This window comes from Bartonella grahamii subsp. shimonis (assembly GCF_036327415.1).
Taxonomy (GTDB): domain Bacteria; phylum Pseudomonadota; class Alphaproteobacteria; order Rhizobiales; family Rhizobiaceae; genus Bartonella; species Bartonella shimonis.
Genome location: NZ_CP123961.1, coordinates 17169 through 30828 on the forward strand (window position 1 = coordinate 17169; position 13660 = coordinate 30828).

At 38.3% G+C, this 13660-nt stretch carries 9 protein-coding genes and 1 pseudogene; 3 read left to right on the top strand and 7 right to left on the bottom strand.

What is annotated here, in order from left to right:
• The 6 genes from QHG57_RS00110 to QHG57_RS00135 form a co-directional block, all read right to left on the bottom strand.
• Positions 1-369 (bottom strand): hypothetical protein, encoded by a 369-nt coding sequence (locus tag QHG57_RS00110; protein WP_330169230.1) that lies wholly within the window; start codon positions 367-369, stop codon positions 1-3.
• 237 nt (positions 370-606) lie between these two features.
• Complete coding sequence (locus QHG57_RS00115; RefSeq protein ID WP_330168149.1) at positions 607-963, bottom strand: hypothetical protein; 357 nt, start codon at positions 961-963, stop codon at positions 607-609.
• 2107 nt (positions 964-3070) lie between these two features.
• Positions 3071-3448: a hypothetical protein gene (locus QHG57_RS00120; protein ID WP_330169231.1), complete on the bottom strand. Its 378-nt coding sequence runs from the start codon at positions 3446-3448 to the stop codon at positions 3071-3073.
• A 191-nt stretch (positions 3449-3639) separates the two neighbouring features.
• Entirely contained in the window at positions 3640-4227 is a 588-nt protein-coding gene (locus QHG57_RS00125; RefSeq protein ID WP_330169232.1) for a hypothetical protein, read from the bottom strand.
• Between the two features lie 48 nt (positions 4228-4275).
• Positions 4276-4830 (bottom strand): hypothetical protein, encoded by a 555-nt coding sequence (locus QHG57_RS00130; RefSeq protein WP_330169233.1) that lies wholly within the window; start codon positions 4828-4830, stop codon positions 4276-4278.
• A 12-nt stretch (positions 4831-4842) separates the two neighbouring features.
• A complete protein-coding gene (locus QHG57_RS00135; RefSeq protein ID WP_330169234.1) occupies positions 4843-5346 on the bottom strand; it encodes a hypothetical protein in 504 nt (167 codons plus the stop codon).
• A gap of 2265 nt (positions 5347-7611) precedes the next feature.
• Here QHG57_RS00135 and QHG57_RS00140 point away from each other — a divergent pair.
• From QHG57_RS00140 to QHG57_RS00150, 3 genes and pseudogenes are all read left to right on the top strand, one after another.
• Positions 7612-8181 carry a hypothetical protein gene (locus tag QHG57_RS00140; protein ID WP_330169235.1) on the top strand — a complete coding sequence of 190 codons (570 nt, stop codon included), beginning with the start codon at positions 7612-7614 and terminating at the stop codon, positions 8179-8181.
• 2223 nt (positions 8182-10404) lie between these two features.
• Positions 10405-11394 (top strand): YopJ/AvrA family T3SS effector serine/threonine acetyltransferase, encoded by a 990-nt coding sequence (locus QHG57_RS00145; RefSeq protein ID WP_330169236.1) that lies wholly within the window; start codon positions 10405-10407, stop codon positions 11392-11394.
• A gap of 378 nt (positions 11395-11772) precedes the next feature.
• A pseudogene (locus QHG57_RS00150) lies at positions 11773-12760 on the top strand (YopJ/AvrA family T3SS effector serine/threonine acetyltransferase).
• A gap of 490 nt (positions 12761-13250) precedes the next feature.
• Here QHG57_RS00150 and QHG57_RS00155 read toward each other — a convergent pair.
• On the bottom strand, positions 13251-13526 hold the full coding sequence (locus QHG57_RS00155) for a hypothetical protein (protein WP_330169237.1): 276 nt from the start codon (positions 13524-13526) through the stop codon (positions 13251-13253).
• Positions 13527-13660: the final 134 nt, after the last annotated feature.

Here is a 13660-nt window from a genome sequence, read left to right on the forward strand (position 1 = left end):
TCACGCGCTTTTTTGTTGAGAAGCGGCTTTGCTCCGCTGCCAGATTGCTTGCTCCAACTTATCGATCTTTTTTTCCAACAAAACTGTGAAGATGATACGAACCAAAAAAGCAACAGCAACGAGGATAAATATCAAAAGAAACTCGAATATAAACTGCAGGATGAAAAAGAAAGCAATCACGATATTCCCTTCCCACTCTGTCAACTTAAACTCAAGCAACATTGGTACGAAGGGAACCGTTCTAAAAACTGAAATAATAAAAGCAATGCAAAAGATAACTTTATAATTTTTGCGTGTCAGAAACGCTTCTTCGAGCGCAAAAGACCGCGGTTTTTCATCTAATGATGCGTTTTTTCCATTGCCCCTCATTTTTTATCCCTCATTTGTCTCAATTTTCAAGTCATTTTCATGAACCGAAGCTTTCGTCCTCACAATGAATTCAATTCATCAATATCAAGCGCTTGTATCCCTCATCTTTTATGAAAACAATATCAGAGTTGCATCAGAGCTACATTTTTTTCCATCAACTTCAAACATCACACTAAGAGAAGTGCTTCTACAACGCATAAGAATATATAAAGACCCGTATTCATTTTCCCCCTCCCTTCATGCGCTTTTTTGTTGAGAAGCGACTTTTCTCCGCTGCCAGATTGCTTGCTCCAACTTATTGATCTTTTTTTCCAACAAAACTGTGAAGATGATACGAACCAAAAAAGCAACAGGAATGAGCACAAAAATAAGCGTTAATATAAAACCCAATATTAATATTAAAATGAACAGGATATAATTCCACCACTCTGTCAAATCCCACTCAAAAAATATAAAGAGTGCCACTTTAAAAGCGCTAATAATAAAAGCAATGCAAAAGATAACTTTATAATTTTTGCTTGTCAGAAATGCTTCTTCGAGCGCAAAAGACCGCAGTTCTTCATCTAATGATGCGTTTTTTCCATTGCCCCTCATTTTTTATCCCTCATTTGTCTCAATTTTCAAGTCATTTTCATGAACCGAAGCTTTCGTCCTCACAATGAATTCAATTCATCAATATCAAGCGCTTGTATCCCTCATCTTTTATGAAAACAATATCAGAGTTGCATCAGAGCTACATTTTTCCATCAACTTCAAACATCACACTAAGAGAAGTGCTTCTACAACGCATAAGAATATATAAAGACCCGTATTCATTTTCTGCCCTCCCTTCATGCGCTTTTTTGTTGAGAAGCGACTTTTCTCCGCTGCCAGATTGCTTGCTCCAACTTATTGATCTTTTTTTCCAACAAAACTGTGAAGATGATACGAACCCCAAAGGCAACAGGGATGAACAAAAAAATAAGCGTTAATATAAAACCCAATATTAATATTAAAATGAACAGGATATAATTCCACCACTCTGTCAAATCCCACTCAAAAAATATAAAGAGTGCCACTTTAAAAGCGCTAATAATAAAAGCAATGCAAGATAACTTTATAATTTTTTCTTGTTAGAAACGCTTCTTCGAGCGCAAAAGACCGCGGTTTTTCATCTAATGATGCGTTTTTTCCATTGCCCCTCATTTTTTATCCCTCATTTGTCTCAATTTTCAAGTCATTTTCATGAACCGAAGCTTTCGTCCTCACAATGAATTCAATTCATCAATATCAAGCGCTTGTATCCCTCATCTTTTATGAAAACAATATCAGAGTTGCATCAGAGCTACATTTTTTTCCATCAACTTCAAACATCATGTTTTTATCACTTACAGTGTATCCCCTGTTGTCTTAAGGCTTCTTTTTTCTCTTCGATTAAACTTTCATAAGAATATCTTCTTCTATTGCACAAATTTGAGTCTCTGGCTCTAAAATTCTAATCGCTGCTCTTTTTATTTCCAAGAGATAAGCCTCTTTCCAAAGAGGTGCAAAGAAAATCGTAACGAAGTTGCTTTGTCTTTATGACGACTTGAACCATCAGCAAAGCCGGCCCAAATAGATTTTTTTGATATTTTTTTCAAAGCCCAAACTTTCATCTTCCATAAAGCTTTTGTGAGAAGATAGTTTTAACATCAGCCCTCAATGCCCAAGCCCCAAGGGTGCACATCAAAGAAGAAGCTACTCAGATATCATAATTTCCTTTTTCCAAAATGGCGCCCCCATATTGAAAGCCAAGCACGTTACCAAGATCAACCTCGTTCATCGCCCTTATCTAAAGCTTCCTCAAGCATACGGCGTAAACGCCGAGCGCTTACCTTTGCCTCGAAACTCAGCCCTCAATGCCCAAGCCCCAAGGGTGCACATCAAAGAAGAAGCTACTCAGATATCATAATTTCCTTTTTCCAAAATGGCGCCCCCATATTGAAAGCCAAGCACGTTACCAAGATCAACCTCGTTCATCGCCCTTATCTAAAGCTTCCTCAAGCATACGGCGTAAACGCCGAGCGCTTACCTTTGCCTCGAAACTCAGCCCTCAATGCCCAAGCCCCAAAATGATAAGGATTAATTATTTGGCAAACCGCAGCATGTATATCAGCACCTCCCACAATTCCATAATCAAATTGCACAAAACCTTTTTCATCCAGATAGAGAAACTATCCTTCGGTCTCGTAAATAAATAGATATCCCCCTTTTCTTTCAATTTCACCCTCCGACCCAAGCTCTTTAAAAGCGCCGTTGCACTTTCCATGGGGCAAAACCTGTTGATCAAAAACTTTGGCTTTTAGCTCACCTTCTTCATGCGCCTTGCTTCTCCATTTTCTCGAAAATGGGCTCGTTTTTCCCGAGCACCGCGGCCTCATCTTTGCTTTAAGTATAGATTTTTCGCCCTCAATATCGCTTGGTAAGACACATTTTTTGATAAAAGAAAAATAAGTTACAAGATTTTCTCTCTTAAAGAGAACACCAACAACAAGGAAAGCCCAAGAGCAGCCTCTCTTCACTTTCCCCCTTACCGCTCAAGAAAGAGCCCCTCTCAAAAAAAAGCCACTATTCTTTTCAAAACACACGACACAAATACAAAAAAAACATAAAACGAGAAATGCATCCCATGCTCCTTAATGAACACGCCAAAGGCAAGACTTATGACAATAAAAGCCTCTCTTCACTTTTTTCCCTCCCTCACTTTTCCCTCCCTCACTTTTCCCTCCCTCACTTTTCCCTCCCTCACATTGTAGCGTATGATTGGTGCTTTTTTCTGCTCAACCTCTTCTTCCAATTGCCGTATCATTTTGTTTAACTGACGGGTTATGATAAAAAGCATAATAAAAACAATTGGTAATAATAAAAAAGCACAGGCAAGCACCCATACCAGTGGTTCTAATATAGCAGCAGAAAAAAAGTCCTTTCTTCTCCATATCTTAACGATAACAGTTATAACCGTCGGAGCTGTCACTATGACCGTAGAAATATAGAATATTTTTTTATAGTCTTGCCAAACAAGAGTAAGCTGTTTTTTATCAAACACGCTGCTGTTTTTCATTTTTTTATTTTTGGGAGATCTGTTTTAAGGCAATATCGCGTTCATTCAGCACGCATTCCAGTTCCTTTTTCACGCGGCAATAGAGCCTCGCGCGCTTGATAAACAGATAATAAATGATAAAAATCGGCACCCATATTAAAACATTTAAGAGCGTCAAGAACAGAAAATAAAAGGCTACTAATGTTATAAGACTACTCATCATTTTGTCCCCCTTCCACATTCTGCATACGGATTGCCTGATCGCGTTGTTGTATTGCTTCTTCCAATTGTTGAAGTGTTTTTCTCAATTTTCTCGTTAATTTTATGCACATCATCCCAATGATCGGAGAAAAGAGAAGAATCCCTAACCATAGAAGACTATAAATAATGCGACCTATTGAAAACCGCGGTATCATAAAGCTGGCCATATCACTCTTCCACCATACCAAATGTACGATAAAGAAAGCAAATTGCAAAATGGTAAAGAGGATACAAATAAAAAGAATTATTTTACATTCTTTTGAATAAAGAGGCAGAGATTCTTTAAAGTTAAGAAAGCGTATTTTCGCATCAAGTGTCTCAAGCGCGAGATTGCGTCTTTTCATTTCTCCCAAATCGTTGCGCAACTGTTGTATGGCTTGCTTTTGTTGCGTCGTACTCTTTTTCACGTCTTGAGCAAATTTAAAGGATAACCTCATATGTTTGATCAACAGGTAAGGAAGCCTGATCATGACCATAAACATTAAAATGGCAATAATGATGCACCCTAAAAAAACCAAATATCCTATGATGCTGCCCACTTTTTCCCCCTATCGCATTGATGTGAAATTATCATTTTTATCCTCTGCTCAAGCAAATGTTTTCAATCTCTTTACTGTTTTTTTCACGCCATAATGAAGGAAACTATGGAGAATTAAAATAACAGGCAAAGTGATGGCACTACAGACCAAAATAAACAAAAACGGCAGCGCAATAATCAATAACAAAAAAAACAACGGATCATTGTGTAAAACAATCGCATATCGTACAATAAAGGACAAAAAAAGCGTAGCCCATATAAAAAGCGCAACTGCAATGAAAGCTATCCAAGAGATTATTTTATAGTCTTTTTTTGAGAGAAGCAAAGATTCTTGAAAAGAAAAAGCACTGAACTGTGTTGCAAGAACTGTATTCTGTCCTCTATCCTCTGCCTGATTATGCCTCAAATTCTGCGCTGCACCCTTTTTTAATTTCCTTCGCATCTTACATAACAGTACTGCCCGTTTTATCAAAGAATAATAAATGGCCACAATGATCTTCACGGTAGAAAAGAGTATCATGCTCCATGCAGAATAAATAAAGATACTCACCCCTAAGGAGATCAATAATGCAGTTATTAAAAGAGGCATTATAGAAGTGGTCACTTTTCCCCCCTATCATATTTTATTGAGAGATTGGTTGTCTAGCTGTTGTTGCTCTGGCAATGTTTCCCGCAGCTTCATCATTTCCTTCGCATCCCGTTTAAATACGGCGTTAAAAATAGAAAAGAGCGGAAAAAACACGAAAAGAAAACCAAAAATTATTTGCGGTAAGAGACATAAAAAAGCCCAAACACCATTCCACCCGAAGTTACGAAGAAATTCGATCGCAGGAACCCGTATAAAACTCTGACTCATTTCTTGAAAATCTTCTTGTTTCATTTGTCCCAGTGCTTTGAACTGTTCTTTGGACATAATGTGAAAAAAATCCAAAGGATTCATATAGACAGTCGCAGAAAAAAGCACCAACAAGAGGATAGCCAAGCAACAAATGATGATATAATCACTTGTTGAGAGAACCATCCATTTTTTGAAAGCTGCTGCTTGGTTCAACAGCGGCTGTGATACAAAAGCCGTATTTCCCTCATGGGCAGATTGCTGTTGTGATTTATCTTCGATCATACGGATAATCCCCCACTTTTAAAATTCCCACTCTTCAATATTTGATAGCACGCCACCAGCGTGGTGAGTTCGCTTAGCACTCTTCTCAGAGTAAAGCAAGCACTATAAATCTCCCTTCTAAATATTTTATTCACTTGGCCCTATACGCATTTATATGTGACGCGCTTACAAGCCCAAACACCCCTTTTCCTCCCTTTATCGATCACATAAACCCTAAAGCACACCGTTTTACAAAAACCCAACGAATATTTAATCTAAAAAACATCTCATATGGAAAACTGACATGCCCACCATAAACGACAGTGTTTTCACCGCTTAAATGAAGCCGAGTATATATGAAGCAAAGGATGATGATATTCCTTGCTCATCTCAAAGAATGAAAAGAATGAAGAGTTTAAACCCCACATCAGTTTGTAAACAATTCCATTGCTCTTAAGTGCACTCCGCCTGCTGATCACTTATGGGCTCCACTTGCACAAAGCGCTCTACGGAAGAATCCTTCCTTAACATCGCACCTTTATTTTATACTTAATGCATCAAGCGTTGTAATGCCTCATAAGCCTTCCTATCCCCGCCTCAAATGAATGATAGTATTTTATAGCATAACAAGATAAAAAACATTTTCACAAGCGCCTTTATCTTGATCATCAACACATCATCAATGCTGTAAGATTCTCTCCTTTCAAATCTATCCCCTGTTAAATTAATCAAAATTATTTACTTGCACGTAAAAAGTGGGGGAGCCCTGCGGACGTGAAACTGCACAATAAAAATAAAAATGCCTCTTATAAACCGTCTCAAGTGCCAAGAGCTGTAATACATATTGGGGATTAGCAAAGTGTGTGATGATACCAGCTTACGCTTTTATGAAGCCTAAAAATGCTGATGCTCAATAGACTTATATTATCATGGGATTTTATATTATTATGAAAGCGTTATCATGATACCCTTCTTGAACAACCATCATGAAATAGGCTCGAGCGCATGTAAGACATGCCTCTTTAAAACAAGCGTATGAATATGCAACAATAAGTATATTCCATTTGGGGCATTGTGTATAACGTAAGAGATGTGCCCCAAAAAATGGGATAAACAAAAGCGACAAACAAAAGCGTGAGGCAGTAAGTACACCCCACAGACAAAATCAAACAACCGATTATCTAAAATACGCCGACAACAGTTTTGAAATTTTTTAATTCTCATTTTAAAATTTCTTGATTAAAAAAGACGCTATTTTAAAATTAAAAGAGAAATGCCTCATATCTCAAGCCCCCACCTTTATAAAAGCATCTCTTATAAACGCCTCTTTTATCAAGCTAAATGCCGCTTATAAAGCTTCTTTGAATATTTCCTCCCGCCATTTAAGTAACAGCCTCCCTTTTTTATAATGAAATCCATTAAAACAGCAAAAACGAAAAATTTTATCCTCCATAAAAGATGACCATAAATCGCTTGACCCTTCACGGTTTATTTTGTTATTTTGAACTTATAAACGATATTTTATTTGAAAAGGTAAGGATCTTGTGCTATTATAAGCACATTGGAAATGTTTGTTTTTAAAGCTCTGTACCGCTCAAAAGAAGATAAGATCCTCTATAAAGGATAAAAATATGCTTAGCAGCCTGCTCTACATCAGACATCTTGGTACAGCGCCCAATAAGAAAACCCCAATATGCCCCCCAATAAGAAAGCCCCACAAATGATAAAAACCCACTAAAAGCAATGGCTTTTCAAACGTGAGACTGAAAAGTTTCCACAAAGTGCCCATAAGAAAAGCGCTCATGAGAAAAAGGCAAATAATCCTATTAGAAAAAACTTCCTATTAGAAAGACAACGGCATACCCATAAAACATCATTCTTGTTTTTTATTCACATGTGACAAAAGTTTCTTTTCATTTTGTTCCAGAGACGTTGAGAGATCTTTAGAAAGCAAATAAGCTGCTATCCATGAAAAAAGCTGCTATCCATGAAAAAATAAGTATGATAGGAGCAAGAAATAAGACTGATAGGGGCAAGATAAAAATGGTACGAAACACCTTAAAGATGATTTTTCGCCCCTGCACCGTTGCTGTTTTTTGTGCTTAAAGACGCCTTTAGTATCCGTTTCTCCTCTGATCTGCAACGGCTCATATTCCCCCCAGTATTTATTCTCCCCAGTATTTGTTCCCCCTAGTATTTGTTCCCCCTAGTATTTGTTCCAAGTGCTTTTTACATCACTGTCCCCCATCAACAGACAGTTTATTTTTCATTTAAATGGTTAAGTTCATGAAAATACGTAAAAAACGCGGTAGACCGAGAATAACAGGCAAACTGAGAGAGCCCAATGGCCGTATTTCACGTGCCCAAAGCCCCAGCGAATCTGCGCTTCAATCTGCGATTGAAATGCGTGCAAAACACTTTGGATTAAGCCTCGAAGAAGCGAAAAATCCGCTTGTCGGAACCTATATTGGGCGTCTTTGTTTGCTTGGGTATAAAGAGAATTCATCAGGCATCAGTAAAGAGCAATATGATACGGCGCAACGATACTTGCAAATCAGAAACGACTATTTATGTGCAAAAGGCTTACCAAACGGCTATTATGATGGTTTTAGGCACAGCGCATCAGATGAGAAAGCAAAAAAGCAATGGGTTCAAAGAGCAACAAATTGCTATGAAGATATGCAAGAAGCGATTAAAGAAGCGCAATATTTGCACCGTCAACACAACTTTCATGCGGCATTACAATATCTTGTTATAGAAGATCAACCGCTGCCTACTCTTGTTGGTTCGTTGCGTATTATTCTTAATGCTCTTTATAAACATTTTGACTGTTCTAGCAAAAAGAGCATTGGCTAAAAACACCCACCGTTTTCTCTCCCTCACAGGATAAAGATTCTACCCCCTTCCCTTTGTAACATGTCCTTTTGTAACCAGCTCCTTTGTAAAGAGACAATCCTTCTTGGCAAGTTACACTTGAGATCTAACAGGCTTGCCTTTCATAAAATTTCACAGGATTAACACGCTTAAAACGCGCAATAAACAAGCTTTAAAATATCCACCACGCCCTTTAAAAAACGCTTCAACCTGTCAAAGAACCTTACCTTATATTACCACACCTCACTTGTATCTACCCATGCCTCAAAGGACAATAATTCACGGCATATTTCACGGCATGGGCAAGATAACTATTGCCCCTCTTCAGACAGCAATATTTTCCCCATCACCCCCCATTGTAATAAACCGCCGTCATCATATACTTTCCCCCCAATATCACGGCAGCCTTAGCTCTTGAGACAATTCATTATAAACATTTTGAGACCTTCTTGTACAATTTCTATATGGTCCTCCTGATCTTATGAAGAACAAAAGACATGGCGTTGATTGCAGCATAATCTAGGTTTCTCATTTAAGATAAATAACGATTAAAGTATCATTTATAAGTTAATAGCTTATCATTAAAAAAACACGTTGATTTTTTTATAAAATTAAAAGCATCATCCCTTTCCCCATCACCCCCATTGTAACACCAGGCTTGCCTTTCATAAAATTTCACAGGATTAACACGCTTAAAACGCACAATAAACAAGCTTTAAAATATCCACCACGCCCTTTAAAAAACGCTTCAACCTGTCAAAGAACCTTACCTTATATTACCACACCTCACTTGTATCTACCCATGCCTCAAAGGACAATAATTCACGGCATATTTCACGGCATGGGCAAGATAACTATTGCCCCTCTTCAGACAGCAATATTTCCCCCATCACCCCCCATTGTAATAAACCGCCGTCATCATATACTTTCCCCCCAATATCACGGCAGCCTTAGCTCTTGAGACAATTCATTATAAACATTTTGAGACCTTCTTGTACAATTTCTATATGGTCCTCCTGATCTTATGAAGAACAAAAGACATGGCGTTGATTGCAGCATAATCTAGGTTTCTCATTTAAGATAAATAACGATTAAAGTATCATTTATAAGTTAATAGCTTATCATTAAAAAAACACGTTGATTTTTTTATAAAATTAAAAGCATCATCCCTTTCCCCATCACCCCCCATTGTAACAACAGGCTTGCCTTTCATAAAATTTCACAGGATTAACACGCTTAAAACGCACAATAAACAAGCTTTAAAATATCCACAAAGCATCATCCCTTAAACGAAAGAAAAAGTCTCCACCAACAATCTCCTCCCACATCAACAACGCGGGCGCCAGCAATCATCCATCCATCACGCCACCGCTAATATGACATCCCCCACAGCCCCAATCGCCAACACAATCGCAACACCTAAGCTTCACCCCCGCAACATCTTCCCCCCCTCTCAATTCCATCAATAAAATAGCAGGGATTTCAAAACCACAACTCTCCCCTCTCCCTTCACCTTGTCTCCTCCTTATCTCAAAGGAGAAAAAGCATTTATGCTACTCAATTTTCAAAGGAGAAAATGTTTTTTACCGCATCAAAAAATTTGCCCATTAAAACAACATATTTTGCTGCATAGCTAATAAATGCGCTTTTTTCTGTCGATTTTTTTCCGCAATAAAAAAGGAAAAATTATCGTTTTGCTGTTGACAGAATATGAAAAATCGTATTTAATGACAGGTGCGGTAGAGGCTTTTTTGCGTCTGAATTTCATCATCAAATGTTTACGTTATTATAGATTGTTATAAAGTTATTATAGAGTTATAAAGTTATTATAGACTGTTATAAAACAGTGTGTTTCGCGACAATCTTTAAAAGTCTCCTGTTTGAAGATACTTTTCGTCTTTTTCTGACTGTTTTTCTTTTGCATTATCCAGCTTGCATTACCAACAGCTCTATAATTTTGAAACCTTCAAAACAGGCAGTATTCAATAAGGGTTCTCAATAGAACGCCCTAATAATACCCCAATAAAACACCGATACAATACATTACAGAAATAACGAGCAATACACGAAAAAAATATAAAAACGGCAACAATATGCTCTCATCGCCTCATCTTTCAAGATGCGGAGGCTTTTTTCAAAACATTGTTTAGCCAGAATTGAAGAAAATAATGCCATCTATCAATTATCAACATGGAGGCTAATATTATGAAGCCACAAGATTCTTCAGATTCTTCCCTCCCTCATTCCTCACAAATACTAGGAATGGCAAATGCACCCGAAGAAGCAAGCGCACAAAAAGCTACGAAGACACCAGAAGGGGCGCATGCAGATGCATCACTCGTCAATCTCACAGCACATTTAGAACGGCTCAACATCGAAAAAATTAAAAATACTCCTTTCAACCGTGCGGAATTAAAAGATATCATTGCTGGTTTAGAACAGCATAATGCCGATGGAAGTTGGAGCAAGAACTATTATGATATTTTAGATCTTTACATGATGCCAGCCTTGGTAGATCAAGCAAATCGTAAATATTCAGAGATGAATCTTAAACTTGCGACGCCCCCTGACGGCTTTGCCCTTGCCCTCAAAGAAACACTAGCGAACGGCATAAAATCTTCTAGACTGATTGTTAATGCACATGATAGGGGCATCCATTTTGCGGTTGTCGATCATCAAACGGTTGATGGCAAAACGTCTTTGATCTTTTTAGAACCTACCTCACTGCGTGACACACTCCCCGCATTACTCGCACTAAGAACACGACAATCCATTGAAGATCACCAATTGCCAAATATTCATTTGGCCATGGCAGAAATGGATATTCAACGCAGTTCCTCTGAATGTGGAATGTTTAGCTTAAGCCTTGCCAAAAAGCTTTATCTTGAAGCTGATAAATTAGAAAGACTGCACAGAGATAATATTAAGGGTATGTTATGTGAACCAGATACGCCTCTACCTCCTGAAAAATTAGATCCATATCTTCCAGCTCGTTTATACAAACACGTGCAAGGGAGAAGACGTCTCGAACAATATCTAAAAGCCAATCCGCAAGCAGCACATGAAAAAGTCAACAAAAAGCAAGAAACGCTAACCGAGAGATTTGAAAAAAACTTAAGTTCAACAGAGACAAAAACTGTTTCTGTTTCACAACACAGAAAAAGGGCAACAGAATACAAATCTCTGATGATGTAATGGAGACTTTTTTCATATCCATAAAGAACGAAGTTATGCTGCTTGACAGTAAGATGTAGGTTGCTGTTAGCTAATCTTCTTTTTCCTTTGAAAGAGGTAAATACGCAAAAAGTGAGCCATTACCTCTTCAAGATAAAAGGCAAACAATAGTATTCTATTAAAAGTAGCCCATAGTCCGTATTTTAAGACTTTGAAAAAACATAAAACACGCAAGTTTTGAAAAGACCCGCCCACACTTTCTTATAAAAATATAAAAATAGCTGAAAAATGATTTTTTCCTTAATCTTCAAGAGATAAAGGTTCTTTTTCAAAACATTGTTTAGCCAGAATTAAAGAAAATAATGCCATCTATCGATTATCAACATAGAGGCTAATATTATGAAGCCACAAGATTCAAAAGATACCGCCGCTCATGCATCACAAATACTAAGAATGGCAAATGCACCCGAAGAAGCAAGCGCACAAAAAGCTACGAAGACACCAGAAGGGGCGCATGCAGATTCATCATTAGAAAATCTTGCTGCACATTTAGAACAACAAAGCAACGAAAAAGGAGAAAATATCCCATTCAATCATAAGGAATTAAAAAATATCATTGCCCGTTTAGAAGATGACATCTCAACCGGACGTTGGTTCACAGCTAATTATGCAAGTACAGATCTCAAACTGATGCCAGCCTTGGTAGAACAAGCAAACCGTAAATATCCAGAAATGCATCTTCAATTGGTAGCGTCATCTCATGACTTTGCCCTTGCATTAAAAGAAGCCATCAAAAACAGCGTTCAATCTTCTAGATTTATCATTCACACAAAGGATAGAGGAATTCATTTTTCAGTAATTGACCATCAAACCATCGATGACAAAACGTCCGTGATATTTTTTGAACCTACAACACTTAACAATATGAGACCAGCAATGCTAGCATTAAGGACACAATTGTCCATTAAATCGCATGGATTGTCTCACTGTTCTTTTGCCATGGCAGAAATGGATATTCAACGCAGTTCCTCTGAATGTGGAATGTTTAAGCTTAAGCCTTGCCAAAAAGCTTTATCTTGAAGCTGATAAATTAGAAAGACTGCACAGAGATAATATTAAGGGTGTATTATGTAAACCAGATACGCCTCTATCTCCTGAAAAGTTAGATACATATCTTCCAACCACTTTTTATAAACACGCACAAGGAAGAAGACGTCTCGAACAATATCTAAAAGCCAATCCGCAAGCAGCACATGAAAAAGTCAACAAAAAGCAAGAAACGCTAACCGAGAGATTTGAAAAAAACTTAAGTTCAACAGAGACAAAAACTTTTTCTGTTTCACAACACAGAAAAAGGGCAACGGAATACACATCTCTGATGATGTAATGGAGATTTTTTTCATGCCCATAAAGAACGAAGTTATGCTGCTTGACAGTAAGATATAGGTTGCTGTTAGCTAATCTTTTTTCCGTTTGTAAGACGCAAACAACCAACAGCTTGAGCTTAAGAGTAAGACACTATTGTTCTATCAAAATCAGCCGATTTTAAAATTGTATCAAAAGTCCAAAGCTCTTCTTCGCTATGTACTATAGGACCCTATTTGAATAGATAGAAGGCTGGATACATAAAATATTTTATGGTTTTGGATGTTAATTAAAAGCACACGCCTCCTCCTGTAGCATTTTTCTAAGAGTGTCCGCTTTTATCTCAAGCGCCTCCACATCAATGCCATGCTACAAAACAACCGCAAACAGCCGCTCTCTGTCCCTCACAATCACACTATCCATCCTCCCCAGCCCTCACCCCAACCACTGCCAAAACAACCGTAATCACCAACACCAATGCCAACAAGACCCGCACCAACATCACCCCAACATCACCCCAACATCACCCGGCAACCAACATCACTCCAACCACCCCTGCCGCGCCAACAATGCCTTCTAAGAATTCCATTCACCCATACATACATGTCACCATACATATATGTTACCCCTCCAACCTCACCCATCATGCCACCGCTAACACAACCGTAATGCCACCATAATGCCATTGCGTACATCAACACAATCACCAACATCACCCGGCAACCAACATCACCCCAACACACCCCCTGCCGCGCCAACAGTGCCTTCTGAGAGTTCCATTCACCCATACATATATGTTACCATACATACATGTTACCCCTCCAACCTCACCCGTCATGCCACCGCTAACACAACCGTAATGCCACCATAATGCCATTGCGTACATCACCCGCACCAACATCACCCGCACCAACATCACCCC

Bases quoted from the DNA above. Each gene is read 5' to 3' on its own strand.
- QHG57_RS00115 (WP_330168149.1), bottom strand. From the start codon at position 963: ATGAGGGGCAATGGAAAAAACGCATCATTAGATGAAGAACTGCGGTCT.
- QHG57_RS00135 (WP_330169234.1), bottom strand. From the start codon at position 5,346: ATGATCGAAGATAAATCACAACAGCAATCTGCCCATGAGGGAAATACG.
- QHG57_RS00110 (WP_330169230.1), bottom strand. From the start codon at position 369: ATGAGGGGCAATGGAAAAAACGCATCATTAGATGAAAAACCGCGGTCT.
- QHG57_RS00155 (WP_330169237.1), bottom strand. From the start codon at position 13,526: ATGGGTGAATGGAACTCTCAGAAGGCACTGTTGGCGCGGCAGGGGGTG.
- QHG57_RS00120 (WP_330169231.1), bottom strand. From the start codon at position 3,448: ATGAAAAACAGCAGCGTGTTTGATAAAAAACAGCTTACTCTTGTTTGG.
- QHG57_RS00145 (WP_330169236.1), top strand. From the start codon at position 10,405: ATGAAGCCACAAGATTCTTCAGATTCTTCCCTCCCTCATTCCTCACAA.
- QHG57_RS00140 (WP_330169235.1), top strand. From the start codon at position 7,612: ATGAAAATACGTAAAAAACGCGGTAGACCGAGAATAACAGGCAAACTG.